The organism is Microbacterium sp. Leaf351 (genome assembly GCF_001423825.1).
In the GTDB taxonomy this organism is placed as follows: Bacteria; Actinomycetota; Actinomycetes; order Actinomycetales; family Microbacteriaceae; genus Microbacterium; species Microbacterium ginsengisoli.
The window spans coordinates 100,426-103,584 of the sequence record NZ_LMPK01000001.1; the positions used below are offsets into that span (position 1 = coordinate 100,426).

3 protein-coding genes are annotated in these 3,159 nt (G+C 70.4%); 1 reads left to right on the forward strand and 2 read right to left on the reverse strand.

Annotated features, from left to right (window positions below):
- Positions 1–136 precede the first annotated feature (136 nt).
- Positions 137–517 (forward strand): hypothetical protein, encoded by a 381-nt coding sequence (locus tag ASG00_RS00435; protein WP_056206084.1) that lies wholly within the window; start codon positions 137–139, stop codon positions 515–517.
- A gap of 319 nt (positions 518–836) precedes the next feature.
- Here the strand turns inward: ASG00_RS00435 and ASG00_RS00440 are convergent, their stop codons facing one another.
- The gene (locus tag ASG00_RS00440; protein ID WP_082482949.1) at positions 837–2,732 is read right to left on the reverse strand and encodes an amidase family protein; all 1,896 of its coding nucleotides are present in this window, start codon (positions 2,730–2,732) and stop codon (positions 837–839) included.
- On the reverse strand, positions 2,729–3,159 hold a 431-nt coding region (locus ASG00_RS00445), incomplete at its 5' end, for an LPXTG cell wall anchor domain-containing protein (protein ID WP_156456159.1). The genes ASG00_RS00445 and ASG00_RS00440, both read right to left, overlap by 4 nt.

Sequence of the window (3,159 nt, forward strand, 5' to 3'; positions counted from 1 at the left end):
TGGGAGTACTCCCCCTGTCGTGATCGAGTCTAGGGCACCCGGCCTGAACGGATGCCACGGCCGCTCGCGTGAAATCTGTGTGACGAGACCTCGCCTCGGGTTGACCGTCGCCTCGCGGCCGGGTGAGGGTGGAGCCATGGCGGGGGGTACGGCGGAGCACTGGCAATCGGGTCGCCTCATCGCTGTGGCCGTATGGGTCGCCGCTGTCGCGCTCGCGGCGGAGACCGCGTGGCGGCTGTTCGCCGGCGTCGTCTACGTGCATCACTGCGCGGGCTGCGACGGAGCCGCGGTCGAGCGGGCGGCGAGCTCGTACACGATCGCCGTCGTGCTTCTGCTCGCTGTCGGCGCGTCGGTGCAGACCTTCGTGCGACGGTTCCGGACGGTGCGGATGTGGGTCCCTCCCGTCACGCTGGCGCTCGTGATCGTCGCCTCGTTCATCGCCTACGTCGAGTCGAACGGCGGATTCGATGCGTCCGACTTCGGTGTGCGGATCGGACTCGCGCGCAGCGCGGTGTGATCGGGCAGAGGGCTCGCGCGGACCCCTCCGGCCCCCAAGATCGCCTCGCGGAGGGATCCGCGCGAGGCGGAACGGTCGCACATCTCCCCGCGTGACGTCAGCGGCAAGGTTGCGGGGCGACCCACGCAGTGAAACCTCTGCCATCTCAGCCCGCGGGCACCGCGTTCCGTCGTCCGGTTTCGTTCGGATTCGACCGGATCGTTCCGTTCCTCGGTGGCTTCTGGGCGGCGGCGGTGCGATTGCTGTGGACGCGCAGCCACAGGGCGAACGCCTCGAGGCGGGCCCACTCGGGACCCGCCTCGAGGCGTTCAGGTCGGACTTACGGTGCGGGCGTCGTGGTGAGCGCGCCGTAGAGGGCCGGGGTGGTGCGGGCGTGGGTGGCCTGCTCGAACGCATAGGCGAGTCCGAGCAGAGGACCCTCGGTGAATGCCGGGCCGACGAACTCGAGGTTGACGCCGGCGCCGGGGATCGACTCCGTGCTCGACGCCTGACCCATCGGCACCGTGACCGCCGGCAGTCCCGTGTTGGGGCTCAGGCGCATGTTGGTACCCTGCGTGCCGTAGGGGTTGCCCGACGGGTAGATCATCGCCGACAGGTTGTTGTCGGCCATGAGCTGCGTGACGTAGGTCTTGCCCGTCGCGAGCGCGACCGTGTGCGTGCCGGTCGGGCCCGCCCAGTCCTGATAGGTCTGCTCACTGATCGCGGCGCGCTGCACGTACGTCGACCGGCGCGACGTGACGTAATTGCCGCCCGTGATGATGTCGTTGAGCGTGCGTGCCGCGACGCCGGGTGCGAGATGCGTCGCGATGTAGGTGTTGAGGTCGTGGGTGAACTCGTTCGTCGACCCGCTGCTCTCGTTGAGCACGGCACTGAACTGCGACGTGGACGCGATCGGGACGATCGTCGCACCCTTGCTGCGCAGCACGTCGAGGGCGTTGTTCCAGAGGCGCACGGTGGTCGCATTGGAGCCGACCATGCTCGCGACGTAGCCGATGCGCACACCCTCGAGGGAGTCTGCGTCGAGGTACGACGTGTAGGAGTCGGGCACGAGACCCACCTGGGCCGAGGTCGCGGGGTCTGCCGGGTCGACGCCGGTGACGGCGTCGAGGGCGATCGCGGCATCGGTGACGGTGCGGGCCAGCGGGCCGCCGGTGTCCTGCGAGAGCGCGAGCGGGATGATGCCGTCGCGGCTCGTGAGACCCACCGTCGGGCGCACCCCGACGAGCTGGTTGTAGGTCGAGGGCACGCGGATCGATCCGCCGGTGTCGGTGCCGAAGCCGATCGCCGCGAGGTTCGCCGAGATCGCCGCACCGGTGCCGCCGCTCGAGCCGCCGGCGGTGCGGGAGGTCGAGTAGGGGCTGGCGACGAGGAGCGACGAACCGGGGTTCTGGAAGGAGGAGAACTCCGACACGAACCCGTAGGCGAACTCGTCGAGGCTGGCCTTGGCGAGGATGACGGCGCCGGCGCTGCGCAGGCCGGTGACCATGGCGGCATCCGTCGTCGTCTGATTGTTGTTCCAGCAGCCACAGCCACCGGTCGTGACCATGTCGGTCGTGTCGTAGTTGTCCTTCAGCACGATCGGGATACCCAGGAGCATGCTCGTCATGCCGTGCGCGGCGCGTTCGGCGTCGGCCGCACGGGCGGCGTCGAGCGCGACGGTGCTGGTGGTGATGATGGAGTTGAGCGGGCGCCCGTTGCCCGCAGGGTCGACCTTGACGCGGTCGTACGCCGCGATGCGGTCGAGGTAGTCCTGCGTGAGCTTCACCGAGGTGAGCACGCCGGCGTTCATCGCAGCCTGCATGTCGACGGTGGTCGCCTCGACCAGTGTGAAGGGCCCGTCGTCGTAGATCATGCGCTGCGAGAGGCCCGCGAGGTCGGCGACGGTGATCTTGTCGTCGTGGTCGAGGTCGATGACGGATGCCTCGGCCCAGCCGGCGTCGGTCGAGGTGCGGCCGAGCCACCCGGCGGCGACATCGAGGTCGGCCGTCGTGACCTGCTCGTCGCCGGTCAGGTCGAGCTCGGAGTAGAAGGGCGCGAGGAGCAGGTGACCATCGCTGGTCGTCGGAGCGGGGGCGGCCGTCGCGGCCGGAGCGACGAGGAAGGTCGCCGCGACGCCGACGAGGGCGACCCCGACGAGCGACGCGCGGGACGTGTGACGCACGCGGGAACTCCTTTGATCGAGGGGGATGTGGGTCGAGGGGGTGCTCACGCTCATCGCTGCACCGCCTTGCGGCGGGCGGCGAGGACGACGCCGAGGGCGACGAGGGCGAGGCCGCCCGCGCCGAGAACGATCCAGGCACCGGTCGTGCCGCCGGTGTTGGCGAGGTCGTCGTCGGTCGATGCGGCCGACCCGGTGACCGACGGGGTCGGGGTCGGGGTGGCCGTGGCGGTCTCCGACGGCGTGGGCGTCGGAGTGGGTGCCGGCGTGATCGCGGTGACGACCGGGGTGACGGCGGTCAGCGAGGGCGAGTCGGTCACTGCCGCGGTGCCGACGAGGGTGAGCGAGGTCAGGGCGATCGTCGCTGCGCCGCCGGCGCGGGCCGTGAAGGTGAAGGTCACGAGCGTCTGTGCGCCGGAGAGGGCGGGGGACGTGCCGAGTCGCGTCGAGGTGAAGGTCACGACGCCACCGGATGGCGCGGAGG

Bases quoted from the DNA above. Each gene is read 5' to 3' on its own strand.
- ASG00_RS00440 (WP_082482949.1), bottom strand. From the start codon at position 2,732: ATGAGCGTGAGCACCCCCTCGACCCACATCCCCCTCGATCAAAGGAGT.
- ASG00_RS00435 (WP_056206084.1), top strand. From the start codon at position 137: ATGGCGGGGGGTACGGCGGAGCACTGGCAATCGGGTCGCCTCATCGCT.